14 protein-coding genes are annotated in these 16,513 nt (G+C 45.9%); 1 reads left to right on the top strand and 13 read right to left on the bottom strand.

The window, feature by feature from the left end; translation table 11 throughout:
- Positions 1 to 2: 2 nt before the first annotated feature.
- From ispF to rlmD, 8 genes are all read right to left on the bottom strand, one after another.
- A complete protein-coding gene (ispF, locus tag AB4583_RS17950) occupies positions 3 to 482 on the bottom strand; it encodes a 2-C-methyl-D-erythritol 2,4-cyclodiphosphate synthase (protein WP_004739053.1) in 480 nt (159 codons plus the stop codon).
- Positions 483 to 484: 2 nt separating this feature from the next.
- Positions 485 to 1,186 (bottom strand): 2-C-methyl-D-erythritol 4-phosphate cytidylyltransferase, encoded by a 702-nt coding sequence (ispD, locus tag AB4583_RS17945; RefSeq protein ID WP_017059032.1) that lies wholly within the window; start codon positions 1,184 to 1,186, stop codon positions 485 to 487.
- Positions 1,186 to 1,467: a cell division protein FtsB gene (ftsB, locus tag AB4583_RS17940; RefSeq protein WP_017068691.1), complete on the bottom strand. Its 282-nt coding sequence runs from the start codon at positions 1,465 to 1,467 to the stop codon at positions 1,186 to 1,188. Before ftsB ends, ispD begins: the two co-directional genes overlap by 1 nt.
- A 401-nt stretch (positions 1,468 to 1,868) precedes the next feature.
- Positions 1,869 to 3,167, bottom strand: coding sequence for a phosphopyruvate hydratase (eno, locus tag AB4583_RS17935; protein ID WP_017063215.1), 1,299 nt, complete (start codon positions 3,165 to 3,167; stop codon positions 1,869 to 1,871).
- Positions 3,168 to 3,248: 81 nt separating this feature from the next.
- Positions 3,249 to 4,889, bottom strand: coding sequence for a CTP synthase (locus AB4583_RS17930; RefSeq protein WP_017068692.1), 1,641 nt, complete (start codon positions 4,887 to 4,889; stop codon positions 3,249 to 3,251).
- Between the two features lie 150 nt (positions 4,890 to 5,039).
- Positions 5,040 to 5,837, bottom strand: a complete 798-nt coding sequence (gene mazG / locus AB4583_RS17925) for a nucleoside triphosphate pyrophosphohydrolase (RefSeq protein ID WP_017068693.1) — start codon at positions 5,835 to 5,837, stop codon at positions 5,040 to 5,042.
- A gap of 210 nt (positions 5,838 to 6,047) precedes the next feature.
- Positions 6,048 to 8,270 carry a GTP diphosphokinase gene (relA, locus tag AB4583_RS17920; RefSeq protein WP_372118593.1) on the bottom strand — a complete coding sequence of 741 codons (2,223 nt, stop codon included), beginning with the start codon at positions 8,268 to 8,270 and terminating at the stop codon, positions 6,048 to 6,050.
- 135 nt (positions 8,271 to 8,405) lie between these two features.
- Complete coding sequence (rlmD, locus tag AB4583_RS17915; protein WP_372118590.1) at positions 8,406 to 9,725, bottom strand: 23S rRNA (uracil(1939)-C(5))-methyltransferase RlmD; 1,320 nt, start codon at positions 9,723 to 9,725, stop codon at positions 8,406 to 8,408.
- A 165-nt stretch (positions 9,726 to 9,890) separates the two neighbouring features.
- Here rlmD and barA point away from each other — a divergent pair, with 165 nt between their 5' ends.
- Entirely contained in the window at positions 9,891 to 12,704 is a 2,814-nt protein-coding gene (gene barA, locus AB4583_RS17910) for a two-component sensor histidine kinase BarA (protein ID WP_372118587.1), read from the top strand.
- Between the two features lie 125 nt (positions 12,705 to 12,829).
- Here barA and acpS read toward each other — a convergent pair whose 3' ends face one another.
- From acpS to rnc, 5 genes are all read right to left on the bottom strand, one after another.
- A complete protein-coding gene (gene acpS / locus AB4583_RS17905) occupies positions 12,830 to 13,210 on the bottom strand; it encodes a holo-ACP synthase (RefSeq protein WP_017059039.1) in 381 nt (126 codons plus the stop codon).
- A gap of 78 nt (positions 13,211 to 13,288) precedes the next feature.
- Positions 13,289 to 14,026, bottom strand: coding sequence for a pyridoxine 5'-phosphate synthase (gene pdxJ / locus AB4583_RS17900; RefSeq protein ID WP_137001310.1), 738 nt, complete (start codon positions 14,024 to 14,026; stop codon positions 13,289 to 13,291).
- Positions 14,023 to 14,751: a DNA repair protein RecO gene (gene recO / locus AB4583_RS17895; RefSeq protein WP_019826299.1), complete on the bottom strand. Its 729-nt coding sequence runs from the start codon at positions 14,749 to 14,751 to the stop codon at positions 14,023 to 14,025. The genes pdxJ and recO overlap by 4 nt, the downstream gene beginning before the upstream one ends.
- A gap of 116 nt (positions 14,752 to 14,867) precedes the next feature.
- A complete protein-coding gene (gene era / locus AB4583_RS17890) occupies positions 14,868 to 15,839 on the bottom strand; it encodes a GTPase Era (protein WP_017059042.1) in 972 nt (323 codons plus the stop codon).
- Positions 15,832 to 16,509 (bottom strand): ribonuclease III, encoded by a 678-nt coding sequence (gene rnc, locus AB4583_RS17885; RefSeq protein WP_017066012.1) that lies wholly within the window; start codon positions 16,507 to 16,509, stop codon positions 15,832 to 15,834. Before rnc ends, era begins: the two co-directional genes overlap by 8 nt.
- Positions 16,510 to 16,513 lie beyond the last annotated feature (4 nt).

Below are 16,513 nucleotides of genomic sequence, written 5' to 3'. Positions count from 1 at the left end.
GCTTACGCACTTTTAGTAATTAGGACCACCGCTTCACATGCGATGCCCTCTTTGCGACCTGTAAAACCTAAACGCTCAGTGGTCGTCGCTTTTACATTCACATTGCTAATGCTGGTTTCTAGGTCTTGAGCAATAGCTTGGCACATAGAGTCTATATGAGGCGCCATCTTTGGAGCTTGCGCCATGATAGTAATATCGGCATTACCAATCACGTAACCTTGTTCTTTTACTCGACGGTAAACATCTTTCAGTAGCTCACGGCTATCCGCACCTTTCCATTCGTCATCGGTATCAGGGAAATGACGACCAATATCACCCGCAGCAATCGCACCCAATAGAGCGTCACACAACGCATGAAGGGCAACATCACCGTCTGAGTGTGCAATAAGACCTTGCTCGTAAGGGATGCTTACACCACCAATAATTACCGGGCCTTCACCACCAAACTTATGTACATCAAAGCCATGGCCAATACGAATCATCATTATTCCTTATTCTGACTTAAATAGAACTCAGCAAGCGCTAAATCTTCAGGCTGAGTAATCTTAAAATTATCTGAACGCCCTGCCACTAAAGCGGGCGATAAACCTTTCCATTCAAAGGCTGAGGCTTCATCAGTAATTGAAGCGCCTTGTTGCAACGCCTCACTTAATGCCTTCCACAGAGGCTTTGCTCTGAACATTTGCGGCGTAAGTGCATGCCATAAATCGGCACGCTCAACGGTATGCTCGATCTGCCCTTGGGCACCGCGCTTCATCGTGTCACGAACTGGAGCCGCTAAAATAGCGCCCACATCATGGCTCATCGCGCCGGAAATTAGCTTGTCGATATCACTTAGTTGAACACACGGCCTTGCCGCATCGTGAACCATTACCCAATCACTAAGCTGCTGCTCAGCGATATAGTTTAGCGCAGAGAGTACAGAGTCCGCTCGCTCGCTTCCGCCTGACACTCTGATCACTTGCGGGTTCAGGTTGAGTGCTAGATCAGGGTAGTATGGGTCATCATCGCTGATCGCAACGACAATTTGAGCGACTTGTGGGTGAGACAGTAATTTCTCAATGGTGTGCTCTAAAATTGTTTTGTCGTGAATCTTGAGATATTGCTTAGGGCGGTCTGCCTTCATTCGGCTACCGACGCCCGCCGCAGGTACAACGGCAATCACGCTTTGAAGTTGAGTCGACATTAATGGGATCCCTCACCAATGATGCGATAAAACGTTTCACCTTCTTTGACCATTCCAAGTTCATGACGTGCGCGTTCTTCTATCGCGTCTAAGCCTTGGCGTAGATCGTCAATTTCAGCAAACATTTCTGCATTTCGAATATGCAGCTTTTCATTTACTTGCTGTTGAACTTGGATTTCGTTGTTCACACCGTAGTAATCAGAGATACCATTTTTACCGAGCCACAGTGTGTGTTGTAGCCAGCCAAACACTATGAGCAGTACTAAAGCAAAAATTCGCATAACACCTTTCGCCGGTTGAAAAAGAAGGAACTAGAATAAGGCACATATATACCATAATGAGCTTATTGGTGCGAGATATGTGGTGTCAGGGAATCAATAAGTCGGGGAGTCATTGTCAGGAAAACAATGAGATTCCCTACTCCTTCCTTCGTCAGTCTAGGGAATGACGAACTTTATATGTGACAAGGAGGAGCTTTAGAGCCTAGAGCTTCTTTCATTCAGTTTTCTACAGACAAAAAAATGCCCCGCATAAGCGAGGCATTCAAAAGTATTAGTGCATAATTCTAACTAGTTGGTGCTGTAGCAAGGCAACAAAGAAGATTCAGCTATGGAGCATAGTTTCCTATGTGACTTAGTGAATCTTCTGCAGTTAACGCAGCTACAGTGCCAAATAGGACGAATTATTGACCTTTAACTTCTTTAAGACCGTTGTAAGGAGCTTTAGAACCTAGAGCTTCTTCGATACGGATAAGTTGGTTGTACTTAGCAACACGGTCAGAACGGCTCATAGAACCAGTTTTGATTTGACCTGCAGCTGTACCTACCGCTAGATCAGCGATAGTTGCATCTTCAGTTTCGCCAGAACGGTGAGAGATTACTGCAGTGTAGCCAGCGTCTTTAGCCATCTTGATAGCAGCTAGAGTCTCTGTTAGAGAACCGATTTGGTTGAACTTGATAAGGATAGAGTTAGCTACGCCTTTTTCGATACCTTCAGCAAGAATCTTAGTGTTTGTAACGAACAGATCGTCACCAACGATTTGAAGTTTGTTGCCTAGAAGTTCAGTTTGGTGCTTGAAGCCATCCCAATCTGACTCGTCAAGACCGTCTTCGATAGAAACGATTGGGAAGTTGTTCGCTAGCTCAGCTAGGTAGTGGTTGAACTCTTCAGAAGTGAAAGTTTTACCTTCGCCCTTCATGTTGTAGATACCAGCTTCTTTGTCGAAGAACTCAGATGCTGCACAGTCCATAGCAAGAGTAACGTCTTTACCTAGTTCGTAACCAGCAGCTGCAACAGCTTCTGCGATAACTTCTAGAGCTTCAGCGTTAGACTTAAGGTTAGGAGCGAAACCACCTTCATCACCAACTGCAGTGCTGTAGCCTTTAGACTTAAGAACTTTAGCTAGGTTGTGGAATACTTCAGCGCCGATACGTAGACCTTCTTTAAGAGTTTTAGCGCCAACTGGTTGGATCATGAACTCTTGGATGTCAACGTTGTTATCTGCGTGCTCACCACCGTTGATGATGTTCATCATTGGTAGAGGCATAGAGAACTGACCAGCAGTACCGTTTAGCTCAGCGATGTGCTCGTATAGAGGCATGCCTTTCGCAGCAGCAGCAGCTTTTGCGTTAGCTAGAGATACAGCTAGGATAGCGTTCGCGCCGAACTTAGACTTGTTATCAGTACCGTCTAGGTCAAGCATGATTTGGTCAACGTCAGCTTGTGCTTTAGCGTCAGTACCAACTAGAGCTTCAGCTATTGGGCCGTTTACAGCTTCAATAGCTTTAAGAACACCTTTACCTAGGAAACGTGATTTGTCGCCGTCACGTAGCTCAAGAGCTTCGCGAGAACCAGTAGATGCGCCAGATGGAGCAGCAGCCATACCTACGAAACCGCCTTCTAGGTGTACTTCAGCTTCTACAGTTGGGTTACCACGTGAATCGATGATTTCACGACCTAGAACTTTAACGATCTTAGACATTGAATGTTTCCTTCTCGTTGAATATATAAATGTCAAATTTAAAGGTAGCAGCACAACTTACGCAGCTACCTGTATTCCTTTTTACTTCTCTAACTCGCCGCGCTGGAACTCACCAGCCGCTTTAACGAAACCTGCAAACAATGGGTGACCATCGCGAGGTGTTGAAGTGAACTCTGGGTGGAATTGAGCAGCAACGAACCATGGGTGGTTCGGGTTCTCAATAACTTCAACCAGTTTCTTGTCCGCAGATAGACCCGATACTTTTAGGCCCGCTTTTTCGATTTGTGGACGAAGATTGTTGTTCACTTCGTAACGGTGACGGTGACGTTCATGGATCGTCGCGCTACCGTATAATTCGTAAGCTTTCGTCCCTTTCGCTAGGTGACAAAGCTGTGAACCAAGACGCATTGTGCCGCCAAGGTCAGATGTTTCTGTACGCTCTTCAACTTTACCTTCGCCATCAGTCCACTCAGTGATAAGACCAACAACTGGGTACTTAGTTTCAGTACAGAATTCAGAAGAGTGTGCCCCTTCCATTTTCGCAACGTTACGAGCGTACTCGATAAGTGCTACTTGCATACCTAGACAGATACCTAAGTACGGTACTTTGTTTTCACGAGCGTATTGAGCAGCAAGAATTTTACCTTCAACACCACGGTCACCAAAGCCACCAGGAACTAGGATTGCATCTAGGCCTTCTAAAACTTCTACGCCACGAGACTCAACGTCTTGTGAATCTACATATTTAATATTAACGCTTACGCGATTTTTCAAGCCCGCGTGTTTTAGCGCTTCATTTACTGATTTGTATGCGTCTGGCAGTTCAATGTACTTACCAACCATACCAATCGTCACTTCACCCGTTGGGTTAGCTTCTTCGTAAATTACTTGTTCCCATTCAGACAGGTCTGCTTCTGGAGCTGTGATGCCGAAACGCTTACATACAAGTTCATCAGTACCTTGAGCTTTAATAAGCTGAGGGATCTTGTAGATAGAGTCAACATCGCGCATAGAAATAACTGCATTTTCTTGCACATTACAGAACAGAGCAATTTTCTTACGCTCGTTCGAAGGAATGTTGCGGTCTGAACGACAAACTAGGATGTCTGGCTGAATACCAATAGACAGTAGCTCTTTTACAGAGTGTTGCGTTGGCTTAGTTTTCACTTCGCCCGCAGCTGCTAGGTATGGCACTAGAGTAAGGTGCATGAACATTGCGCGTTCACGGCCTAGTTCTACTGCTAGCTGACGAATCGCTTCCATGAATGGTAGAGATTCGATATCACCAACCGTACCACCAACTTCAACGATCGCGATATCGTGGCCAGCTGCGCCAGAAATTACACGCTCTTTGATAGAGTTAGTGATGTGTGGGATAACCTGAATTGTTGCACCTAGGTAATCACCGCGACGCTCTTTAGCGAGTACGTCTGAGTAAACACGACCTGCAGTGAAGTTGTTACGCTTAGTCATCTTGGTGCGAATGAATCGCTCATAGTGACCAAGGTCAAGGTCTGTTTCAGCGCCATCTTCCGTAACGAACACTTCACCGTGCTGAGTCGGGCTCATAGTGCCTGGATCAACGTTGATGTAAGGGTCAAGCTTCATCATAGTCACTTTAAGACCACGAGCTTCTAAAATAGCCGCAAGAGATGCTGCAGCAATACCTTTACCTAGAGAGGATACAACCCCGCCAGTAACAAAAATGTAATTTGTCGTCATGTTTAACCTGAAATTGGTTGAATGAGGGAAATGGACTACTTCTGGACGGGATGAAAATATACCAGAAGCCCCTTATCGCCACAACGTGAAATCTATCACACTGCTATTTTTTATTTTTTGCTTCAAATCAATTCATGATAAAAGCTTTGGTTATCTTTTCTCCGCCACTTTGACTTCACCCCACATGGAATCAAGCTGTTGTAGTGAAAAATCGGTCAAATTTTTACCTTGCTGACGAACTTTTTGTTCCACCCCTTTAAAGCGACGCGAAAACTTGAGATTGGCTTTATTGAGTGCCGATTCTGGGTTTTTACCTAAATGTCGTACCAAGTTAACGGTCGCGAACAGTAAATCCCCCAGCTCTTCTTCAACCAATTCTTCGTTTGGCGTCACTTGAAGTGCTTCTTCTAGCACCTCGTCCACTTCCTCTAATACCTTATTGGCGACTGGGCCAATTGAGTCCCAATCAAAGCCATATTTCGCGACCTGCTTTTGAATTTTTGTAGCACGCGAAAGTGCAGGTAGAGAGTTTGGTATTGAGTCTAGAATACTTTCTTGAGTTTTGCCTGCTTGTGCTTTTTCTTTGGCTTTTTCCGCTTCCCAATTGGCATTGATTTCTTCATCACTGGCAAACTCAGTATCAGAGAACACATGCGGGTGACGGCGTGTTAGCTTTTCGTTAATGCCATCAACCACATCAGAGAACTCAAACAACCCCTGTTCTTTCGCTAACTGGCTATAGAAGATCACCTGAAACAACAAGTCACCCAACTCTTCTTGTAGGTTCGGCCAATCTTTGTTGTGAATCGCGTCCACCACCTCGTAGGTTTCTTCGATAGTATGCGGGACAATTGTTTCAAAATTTTGTTTCAAATCCCAAGGACAGCCACCTTCTGGATCGCGCAGCTTAGTCATAATCTGTTCAAGTTGTTCAATCGGGTGATTCATCGTTTTCTTCCTATTCACTGTCTTTGATTTTTAAATTTATAACGTCTTCTAAAACTAAAAAAGGCGAGCAGCCAAAACCACTCACCTTTCTATTCTTTCCGTCATCCCCAAGAGCGAAGAATGAGCGAGTTGGGGATCTCAAATCGCTTTACGAGATTCCCTATCACGTTCGTCCCTCACTGTAGGGAATGACGTGGATAGTATTTTGGCCTACCCCAACCTTTTGACTGACATAACATCTTTGATTTGTTCTACTCGGCTGGTAACGCGACTCAGAATTTCAATATTGGTCACTTCCAAATCGAAATCCATTACCGATAGCTGACGCTTGTAGTCGATGCGGCTCTTCATCGTGGTCACACTGATCTTCTCGTTCGAGAACAGTGAGGTGATGTCTTTCAACAAGCCATTACGTTCTAGCGCTTCAACACGCAGCGTTAGGATGTATGAACCGACAAAGCCATTACCCCAAACGGTATCAATGATACGTTCTGGCGCATGCACGCTTAGCTCGCCTAGCTGTTCACAGTCAGCGCGGTGCACTGAGATACCACGACCTTGAGTGATGTAACCTTTAATCACATCACCTGGGATTGGCTGACAGCAACGCGCTAGGTGCGTCATTAGGTTATCAACGCCCTCAACCACTACCGCATCTTTCTTCGGACGACTCTGTTGTGCCGGCTTGTTTTCCGACTCAAGCAGTTTCTCTAGCGCTTTCTTGTCTTCTTCTTCCGCCGTTGGCTTATTCACTAGCGCATTGATGTGATTAACCACTTGGTTAATACGCAAGTCGCCACTACCAATACCTGCATAGAGTTCGTCTGGCGTATTCACGTTAAAGCGTTTTAGTGCGTATTGATCAGCATCTTTTAGGGTTGCGCCTACTTTCGCTAGCTCAACTTCCAGGATATCACGACCCGCTTCTAGGTTTTTCTCACGGCTTTGTGCGCGGAACCAAGCGTTGATTTTCGCTCGAGCTCGACCAGAATGAACAAAACCTGTGGTTGGATTTAACCAGTCACGAGATGGGTTCGGCTCTTTCTGCGTGATGATCTCAACTTGATCGCCCATCGATAGTTTATGAGTGAACGGTACGATACGCCCCGCTACTTTGGCACCGATACAGCGGTGTCCGACCATCGAGTGGATGTGGTAGGCGAAATCCAACGGGGTTGCGCCCATTGGTAAGTCGACCACGTCACCACGTGGAGTAAATGCGTATACACGGTCATCGAAGACTTGGCTACGTACCTCATCCAGCATCTCGCCAGAGTCCGACATCTCTTCTTGCCAGTCGATAAGTTTACGCAACCAAGTGATTTTCTCATCGTAGCCACTACGGCCGCTTGAAGCTCCTTCTTTGTACTTCCAGTGCGCCGCCACACCAAGCTCAGAGTCTTCGTGCATTTGCTTAGTACGGATCTGAATCTCAATGGTCTTGCCTTCAGGGCCAAGTACTACGGTATGAATCGACTGGTAACCATTTGGCTTAGGGTTCGCCACATAGTCATCAAATTCGCTCGGGAGGTGCTTGTATTTAGTGTGTACCACCCCAAGGCCGGCGTAACAGTCTTGCAGCTGGTCAGCGATAATACGTACTGCTCGTACGTCAAAAAGCTCATCGAAGGCTAAGCCTTTCTTCTGCATTTTGCGCCAGATACTGTAGATGTGTTTTGGTCGGCCACTCACTTCAGCATTGATGTTTGAACGCTGCATTTCTGCGGTTAAATCATCAACGAAATCTGTGATGTATTGTTCACGAACGATACGACGCTCAGACAGCTGTTTTGCAATCTGCTTGTAGGTATCTGGTTGTTGGTAGCGGAATGCGTAATCTTCGATTTCCCACTTAAGTTGGCCGATACCTAAACGGTTTGCCAGTGGGGCATAGATGTTAGAACACTCTTTTGCGGCCGCGCGACGCACAGCATCAGGCGCTTTTTTTACCTCGATAAGGTTACAGATTCGTTCAGCGAGTTTGATGACTACGCAGCGGAAGTCATCAACCATTGCTAATAGCATGCGACGAACGTTATCGACTTGACCCGAGGCTGCACTGCCTTCAAGGGTCACGTTTAACTGGCCTAAGGCCGCCATTTCTTCAACGCCATCGATCAACTTTACGGTTTCTTTACCGTAGCTTTCTTCAAACGCTTCGCGCTCAAAAACGCCGCTTGAGACGACGGGGAAAAGTTGTGCAGCAATTAAAGTGGCACGGTCCATGGACAAGGTGACCAAGATTTCGATCATCTCACGGCCACGCCAAAGCAAGAGCGATGCTTGCTCGTGATCTTTTAATAGCTCTTCACAGTGACGATAAACTTTGTTCAGTTTATTCGAGGTTTTTGCGTCTTGCTTTAATGACGCAATCCAACTTTCTAGCTCAAACTGTTCGCTTGGGTTTAAATGTGCGCTTCGTACCGCAACCATCGTGCCTTCCTAGTTATTCTGTTTTATACCCAATTCAATATGACTAACTGGTTCCAAGTTAGTTCGACCATATTGATATCAGCGCAGGTGTCCCTGCGCCTTTGTCATTCATTTTTAAGCCTTATTTACGGGCCTTTAAGCCTTGATAAAGAGAGCCATCGATTCTAAATGGCTAGTGTGTGGGAACATATCCAACATACCAAGTTTGGCTAATTGGTAGCCTTGCTTTTCTAAGCTCTCTGAATCTCTAGCTAGAGTAGCAGGATTACACGAAACATAAACCACACGCTTCGCTCCTAACGCTGAAATTTGATCAACGATCCCACTCGCTCCCGCACGTGCCGGGTCAAGCAATATTTTATCGAATTTCTCTTTTGCCCAAGGCTGTGAAGATAAGTCTTCTTCAAGGTTAGCTTGGTAAAATTCCGTATTGCTTAACTGGTTTAACGCTGCATTAGATGTGGCTTGCTGAACCATTTCATCAACGCCTTCTACGCCAACCACAAACGCCGATTGTTGCGCGATAGGCAAACTGAAATTCCCTAAGCCGCAAAACAGGTCGAGCACTAGCTCATCCGCTTGAGGTTCTAGCCACTCAATCGCTTGAGCCACCATCTGCTGATTCACTTTCTGGTTTACTTGGATAAAGTGGTTTGGCTCAAACGGTAACGTCACGCCAGTTTCGCTGTAAGAAGGTGTATCGCCGACTAAGCGAACCAACTTATCGGTTTCAGGCATCGAATACAGCGTAGCGCCTTCTTCTTTTGCTAACGCAATCAGCGCTTGCTCATCTTTTTCAACCAAAGGCTTAAGGTGACGTAGCACCATAACAGGGCCAGTATCGCCCAACACCAATTCAACGTGTCCTAAAGACGTAAGGCTGTTGAAAGTGTTCAGTAAATTTTTCAGTTTTGGCAGCAACACATTAAGGCGAGGATCAAGCACGGCACAGTCGGTGATGTTTTCAATCTGCTTACTCTGCTTCTTACGGAAACCGAATTGAAGCTGTTGTGTCTTCTTATCAACAAATAGGCTGATACGTGCGCGACGTCGATAACCGGTTTCATCACCGACAATAGGTTGTGCAACTTCAGTGTTCGCCGTTTGGTATTGGCTCATCAGGTGCGTCAGAGATTGCGATTTATGCTCAACCTGAGAAGAGTAACCTAGGTGTTGAAGGTGACAGCCACCACACTGATTAAAGTGCTTACAAAACGGCTTTAAACGCTGCTCGCTCGGCTTCAATAACTTGATGAGTTTAGCTCGCGAAAACTTACTTTTGCTCTCAGTAAGTTGAATAACCACCTGCTCACCGGGCAATGCGCCATCAATGAAAACCGGTTTATTCTTTTGATAAGCGATGCCAGCGCCATTGTGATCCATTCGTTCAACCAAAACCGATTGATGCTTGGTCTCGAGTTGAGTTTTCTTTTTTGGTTGGAAAAAACGTGCCATTGCTTGTGCCTAATGTATCTTTTAATAAGTAATTGGTATCCAGGACTCACTATTATGTCTTGGAATCATTGTCGAACGTCACGGCTTTGATTAAGCTTACCGTTCACTTAACCGCCATTGTGTGCGTTATTTTCCCATATCCAGACCTCGATGTAATTAAAGAACATGACCAGATATGGCTTAAGAGCCCGTGTAATTACCTTAACTCTAGCTCCAACCCTGATTATTGGGTTGCTATTGAGTGCATTTTTCTCATTTAACCGCTATCAAGACCTTGAAGGTCAAGTGGTTAACACTGGTACTAGCATCATTGAGCCACTTGCGATTGCGAGTGAATCAGGCATGAAGCTCGAAAGTCGAGAGTCTGTTCGTCAGCTTATTAGCTATGCGCATCGAAAGAATTCTAAGCTAGTGCGCAGTATCGCGGTGTTTGATGAGCGTCATGAGTTGTTTGTAACCTCAAACTTCCACCCCGATTTTGAAAGCCTGACCTACCCCAAAGATAAACCGATCCCGCATTTAAGCTCATCGAACCTTCTCGATAATACGCTGACTCTGCGGACACCTATCATCGCCGAAGGCCAGTACATCAATTCAGCCAACGGTCAGTCTCAAGCTAATCAAGCGATCGGCTACATTGCGATTGAATTAGATCTTTCATCACTTCGATTGCAGCAATATCAAGAAGTGTTCTCTGCATTCTTAGTGTTGATTCTCGGGCTTGGTTTATCGGGCGTGTTTGCGTTCCGCTTAATGCACGATGTCACTCAACCGATCACACACATGAAAAACATGGTCGACCGAATTCGTCGAGGTCACCTAGATGTGCGTATCGAAGGTAAGATGCATGGTGAGCTAGACTCGCTGAAAAACGGCATCAATGCGATGGCGGTATCGCTATCAGAGTATCACGTCGAGATGCAGCACAGTATCGACCAGGCCACATCAGATTTGCGTGAAACTCTTGAACAGCTAGAGATTCAAAACGTTGAGTTAGACATCGCGAAGAAACGCGCTCAAGAAGCGGCTCGTGTTAAGTCTGAGTTCTTAGCGAATATGTCTCACGAATTGAGAACGCCGCTGAACGGTGTGATTGGCTTTACTCGTCAAATGCTCAAGACTCACCTATCGAACAGTCAAACCGATTACCTACAAACCATTGAACGCTCGGCAAACAACCTGCTTAGCATCATCAACGATATCTTGGACTTCTCGAAACTTGAAGCCGGTAAATTAGCCCTAGAGAACATCCCATTTGAATTCCAAGCCAGCCTTGAAGAGGTAGTAAACCTTCAAGCAACCAACGCTCATGAGAAAGGCCTAGAACTGACACTGAAGATCGACCCTAAAGTACCGCCAGGTGTGGTGGGCGATCCACTGCGTATTCAGCAGATCCTAACCAACCTTGTTGGTAACTCAATCAAGTTTACCGAACGCGGCAACATTGATATCAGCGTTGAGCTTCGCTCACAAAGTGAAGACAACATCGAGCTGCAATTCATGGTTCGCGATACGGGTATTGGTATTTCTGAGCGTCAACAAGCTCAGCTTTTCCAAGCTTTCAGCCAAGCCGATGCAAGTATCTCTCGTCGTTACGGCGGTACAGGCTTAGGTCTGGTTATCACCCAAAAACTGGTCAGCCAAATGGGCGGAGAGATCAGCCTAACCAGTCGTCTTCACCAAGGCTCTACCTTCTGGTTCACCTTGAGACTATCAACGACTGATATGCCGATGACAGAGCTGATTGAGACGCAGTGTCTGCAAGACAAACAACTGCTGCTTATCGAGCCAAACATGCAAGCGGCATCGATTACTCAGCAAATCCTAACCCAAGAAGGCTTAGTGGTAACGTATCGTTCGGTGATGCCAGATGAGACGACCTCGTATGACTACGTTCTGCTTAACCTAGCCGCCAACCAAGAGTATCAATTTGATACTGTGAGTGGTTGGGCGATCGGTGCGAAGAAGATTGCTCAAAACGTGATTATTGGTACACCAAGTACCGAGCTAGCGTTGGGTGAGCAACTAATGAAAGAGGTCGATGTTCAGTGCATCACTAAGCCTCTTTCTCGTAAGAAGTTGCTGCAAACTCTGGTATCGAATCAGGCACCTACCTTGATTGCACCAGCGATTGAAACGCATTCTGAAGAGAAGTTACCGCTTACTGTGATGGCAGTAGACGACAACCCAGCCAACCTTAAGTTGATTACCGCGCTGCTTAAAGAGCGTGTAGAAACCGTCATCAGTTGTACCAGTGGTCAGCAGGCTATAGACAAAGCGACAGAGACGCCATTTGATATCATCTTCATGGATATTCAAATGCCACAGATGGACGGTGTAACCGCTTGTCAGAACATCAAAAAACTGGCGAACAATGCGAATACACCTGTAATTGCCGTGACCGCACATGCAATGATTGGCGAACGAGATCGACTGCTTGAAGCGGGCATGGATGACTACCTAACCAAACCTATTGAAGAGCATGTTTTACAGCAGGTTCTGATTCATTGGAGCTCGACCTCTGAGGTTGAGCTCATCGAAAAAATAGATCCAGACCACCCAGCGGTCTCTGCTGAAGTCGACAACGGTCCGGTGTCAGAAACTGAAGCCAGCGTGCACACAAACATCATCATTGATTGGCAAGCTGCGATGAAACAAGCCGCCAATAAAGAAGACCTCGCACGCGATATGCTGCAAATGCTCGTCGACTTTATTCCAGAGGTGTATGAGGCAGCAGACAAAGCGATAGAAGACAGTGACTATCCAGTTGAAGAGCTGATACACATCATTCACAAGATGCATGGCAGCAGCTCGTACAGCGGCGTACCAAGGCTAAAATCGGTATGTGCGACAATAGAGAAAGAGCTGCGTTCAGGTACTTCTGTTGAAGACATTGAACCTGAGCTTTTCGAGCTTCAGGATGAATTAGATAAGGTTCAAGCAACCGCGATTCACTACTTGAAACAGGCGAAGGCCTAGCGGGTACTTGTTACTCACTAGTATTCTTTAGAGGGTTTACCCGCCAATAAAAAAGCAGAGCTCATGAGCTCTGCTTTTTTCTGTCTAGAGCCAAGAGCACTAGATATAAAGTCGCGATAATCTGTTTACGATTCGAGTAACACCGTTGCCACAGCGTAGTGACGCTCATCCGAGATAGTCAGATGAATCGATGTTGTGCCATTCGCCTCTGCGATTTCACGCGCTTTTTTATGCAAGCTCAGAACTGGCTTGCCATGCTCATCATTTGAAATCTCAAAGTCGTGGAAGGTCACACCCAGCGCGATACCCGTACCTAACGCCTTAGATGCCGCTTCTTTGGCAGCAAAACGTTTTGCAAGGTAACGCCCTTTTTGCTTGAGTTGCTGGAATACTTCAAATTCAGAATCAGTCAAAATACGCTGAGCAAAAGCGTCACCACTTCGTGACAATGCCTTTTCAACACGTTCAATTTCTGCGATATCTGTACCCAATCCAACAACAGCCATGCTTACCCTACTAACAAACTTCTATCTATTAACTCTACTAATTCGTCGCTTACGACTTAACGCTTACTGTTTAGAAAATTAAGCGTTGTTGCGTGCTGTTTCCATCACGGTTTTCATGTCTGCAACGGCTTTGTTCAAACCATCAAACACTGCACGTCCCATGATCGAGTGACCGATGTTCAGCTCGTAGATCTCAGGAAGAGCCGCAATTGGGGCTACGTTGTGGTAAGTCAGACCATGACCCGCATTGACTGTGATACCTAAGTCATCTGCATAGCTTGCGCCTGCTGCGATCTTCTTAAGCTCGTCTTGTTGATCTTCTTCTGTCTTAGCATCAGCATAGTGACCCGTGTGCAGTTCAATGAACGGTGCGCCACACGCTTTTGCAGCATCGATTTGCTCACGGTCAGCATCGATAAACAGAGATACCTTGATACCTGCTGCAGACAGTTTTTGTGTCGCCGCTTTGATCTTCTCTAGTTGACCAACCACGTCCAAGCCACCTTCAGTGGTTAGCTCTTCACGTTTTTCAGGAACCAGACAAACAAACTCAGGATTAGTATCGAGTGCAATTTGAACCATCTCGTCCGTTACGGCCATCTCCAAGTTCATGCGAGTTTGAAGTGTTTCAGCCAGAATACGCACATCGCGATCAACGATGTGACGACGGTCTTCACGCAGGTGAATAGTAATGCCATCTGCACCAGCACGTTCAGCGATTTCAGCTGCGTGTACTGGATCTGGGTATTTAGTACCACGTGCATTACGTAGTGTTGCAATATGGTCGATATTAACGCCTAAAAGGATTGAGCTCATTTTCCAATACTCCGTGCTCTGGAGAGGGCTATTGTTGGCATAAATAGCTCTCTACTTTTTAATGGTTTGCCGCCAAGATACGGCTTTAAGGCTATGCGTGTAAAGCGTTTTGCCGCTTTTAACTGCTCTTTAGTGATAAACCTACGTTCGCTGATTGCAATAAGTTCATCGCCCATAAAAGTCAGGTTATCTCGACGTACTGAAGCGATGAAACCTTTCTGCTCTCGATAGCGATAAGTCATGCTCGGATCAATCGCTTCGCCAGTGCCCGCGCAGTGTAAAAAGTCGACGCCGTAACCCATAGCAGATAATAGAGCCAGCTCAAAGCGACGCAGTGCTGGCTCAGGATTATCATTATGCGCCAGCTCTGTTAAAGCATGAAGATAGTCGTGAAAAAGTGCAGGCATCGGTACTTCCGCCATCAATACCCGACCGATAAGCTCGTTCACGTACATGCCTGAATACAGATTAATACCGGCGAGAGGGAGCCCCAAGCTGATGGGTTCAGCTTGGCGTAAGGTTTTCATCGAACCATTACCAGACCACTTAAGCAATAGCGGCGTAAAAGGTTGTAATGCACCTTTCAAATTGGAACGCTTGCTGCGAGCGCCTTTAGACATCAACGTCACCCGACCGAACTCTTCGCTGAAGACGTCCAAGATCAGGCTCGACTCACTGTATGGTCGACGGTGCAACACAAAGCATCGCTGTAACCCTTCGCTCAATCACTTACCCTTATTACAGATACAAAAAGAGAGAGTTCGCACTCTCTCTTGGATTTATCTTCAGTTCAACTTTCTTACTTCTTAATTCTTACTATCAGAAAGTGACGTTCAATATATTATAGATCGTCGATGTAGCCTAACGAGCGAAGTGCACGCTCATCATCAGCCCAGCCAGATTTAACCTTGACCCAAGTCTCTAGGTAAACCTTACGGCCGAATAGCTCTTCCATATCGATACGCGCTTCACGACCAATCGTTTTGATCTTCTCGCCCGCTTTACCAATCACCATTTTCTTCTGGCCTGTACGCTCAACAAGAATCAGTGCATTGATGTGGAAGCCATCGTTATCTGGGTTGTAATCGAAACGTTCGATTTCAACCGTTACCGAGTAAGGTAGCTCGTCACCCGTAAAGCGCATCAGCTTTTCACGGATAATTTCAGAGGCCATAAAACGTTGCGAGCGATCAGTCACGTATTCTTCAGGGAAGTGGTGTGTCGCTTTAGGTAAATGTTCACGTACGTGCTTACGCAGTACATCAATATTTTTACCTTGCTTCGCTGAGATTGGCACTACATCAATGAAGTCCATCTTCTTAGAGACTTCCATCATGTGCTGCATCACGTTAGTACGGTCTTGAACGTTATCTACTTTGTTGATGCAAAGTACAACTGGGAAGTCAGTCTTCTTCAGTTTGTTCAGAACCATCTCATCGTCGTCAGTCCAGTGAGTACCATCGACAAGGAAGAATACTAGGTTTACATCACTCAATGAGCTGTTCGCCGCACGGTTCATCAAGCGGTTGATGGCACGCTTTTCTTCAATATGAAGTCCAGGAGTATCAACAAAGATCGCTTGGTAATCACCCTCAGTTTCAACACCCATAATACGGTGACGTGTCGTCTGTGGTTTACGTGATGTAATAGAAATCTTCTGACCCAGAATATGGTTCAGAAGCGTCGACTTACCTACATTTGGGCGACCGACAATAGCGATGAAGCCACAGTGTTGGTTTTCCGGTAGGCCTGTTTTTTTGCTATCAGATGAAAAGAATGCATCGATATCGAAATCTTGGTTGTTATCAGACATTGCTTAGTTGCTCTAATGCTGTTTCAGCAGCCGCTTGTTCTGCCTTGCGGCGGCTAGTGCCTTTACCGATAACAGGTTTATCCACACCTGCCACTTCACACTCAACCGTAAACTCTTGGTTGTGTGCTTCACCTTTAATATTAGTCACTGTGTAGACAGGTAGAGGATTTCTTCGACCTTGCAAAAACTCTTGTAGGCGAGTTTTCGGATCTTTTTGAGATACTCCAGGCTGAATAGCATCTAGGCGAGATTGGTACCAGCTTAAAATAATGCCGCGAACCGTCTCGGTATCACTATCTAAATAGACAGCGCCGATGACCGCTTCAACCGCATCCGCTAGAATAGAATCACGACGGAAACCGCCACTCTTCAACTCACCTGGACCTAATTTTAAGTAATCTCCTAGTTCGAATTCACGACCTAGTTCTGCCAATGTATGACCACGTACTAATGTTGCGCGCATGCGGCTCATATCACCTTCGTTTACCTTAGGAAAACGGTGGTAAAGATCATCAGCGATAACAAAACTTAAAATTGAATCGCCCAGAAACTCAAGACGTTCGTTATGTTTACCTGCGGCGCTGCGGTGAGTCAGCGCCAAGTGGATAAGATCGGCATCATTAAACTGATAGCCAATCTTTCTCTCTAGTTTATCAATTGGAGAATTCATGCTC

The organism is Vibrio sp. 10N.222.49.C12 (assembly GCF_041475025.1).
GTDB lineage: Bacteria > Pseudomonadota > Gammaproteobacteria > Enterobacterales > Vibrionaceae > Vibrio > Vibrio crassostreae_C.
This window is presented reverse-complemented; position numbering and strand designations above follow the sequence as displayed.

Coding starts and splice junctions, on each gene's coding strand:
- barA (WP_372118587.1), top strand. CDS start 9,891: ATGACCAGATATGGCTTAAGAGCCCGTGTAATTACCTTAACTCTAGCT.
- pdxJ (WP_137001310.1), bottom strand. CDS start 14,026: ATGAGCTCAATCCTTTTAGGCGTTAATATCGACCATATTGCAACACTA.
- ispD (WP_017059032.1), bottom strand. CDS start 1,186: ATGTCGACTCAACTTCAAAGCGTGATTGCCGTTGTACCTGCGGCGGGC.
- eno (WP_017063215.1), bottom strand. CDS start 3,167: ATGTCTAAGATCGTTAAAGTTCTAGGTCGTGAAATCATCGATTCACGT.
- acpS (WP_017059039.1), bottom strand. CDS start 13,210: ATGGCTGTTGTTGGATTGGGTACAGATATCGCAGAAATTGAACGTGTT.
- relA (WP_372118593.1), bottom strand. CDS start 8,270: ATGGTTGCGGTACGAAGCGCACATTTAAACCCAAGCGAACAGTTTGAG.
- rnc (WP_017066012.1), bottom strand. CDS start 16,509: ATGAATTCTCCAATTGATAAACTAGAGAGAAAGATTGGCTATCAGTTT.
- mazG (WP_017068693.1), bottom strand. CDS start 5,837: ATGAATCACCCGATTGAACAACTTGAACAGATTATGACTAAGCTGCGC.
- ftsB (WP_017068691.1), bottom strand. CDS start 1,467: ATGCGAATTTTTGCTTTAGTACTGCTCATAGTGTTTGGCTGGCTACAA.
- rlmD (WP_372118590.1), bottom strand. CDS start 9,725: ATGGCACGTTTTTTCCAACCAAAAAAGAAAACTCAACTCGAGACCAAG.
- era (WP_017059042.1), bottom strand. CDS start 15,839: ATGTCTGATAACAACCAAGATTTCGATATCGATGCATTCTTTTCATCT.
- AB4583_RS17930 (WP_017068692.1), bottom strand. CDS start 4,889: ATGACGACAAATTACATTTTTGTTACTGGCGGGGTTGTATCCTCTCTA.
- ispF (WP_004739053.1), bottom strand. CDS start 482: ATGATTCGTATTGGCCATGGCTTTGATGTACATAAGTTTGGTGGTGAA.